Origin of the sequence: Flavobacterium sp. UMI-01 (assembly GCF_019656315.1) — a bacterium.
Classification (GTDB): domain Bacteria; phylum Bacteroidota; class Bacteroidia; order Flavobacteriales; family Flavobacteriaceae; genus Flavobacterium.
The window spans coordinates 1-264 of the sequence record NZ_BPLU01000029.1 but is presented as its reverse complement, the minus strand read 5'-3'; the positions used below and the strand labels follow the sequence as shown (position 1 = coordinate 264).

At 37.5% G+C, this 264-nt stretch carries 1 protein-coding gene; it reads left to right on the top strand.

The genetic code is table 11. The features are described 5' to 3' along the window. Positions 1–264: OmpA family protein (locus K5R64_RS10160; RefSeq protein ID WP_220763205.1), on the top strand; the 264-nt coding region annotated here is incomplete at its 5' end.

Below are 264 nucleotides of genomic sequence, written 5' to 3'. Positions count from 1 at the left end.
CTAAAACAATATCCTAATATGAAACTTGATATTCGTTCGCATACCGATAGTAGAGCTTCTTTCAAATACAATGAAGCTTTGTCCGACAGAAGAGCCAAATCTACCATCGCTTGGTTAGTTGACAATGGAGTAAACCCAAATAGACTAACCGGGAAAGGATACGGCGAATACCAACTAGTAAACCGTTGTACTGACGGTGTAAAATGTACCGAAGAAGAACACCAACAAAATAGACGTTCGGAATTTATTATTACTGATTTGTAA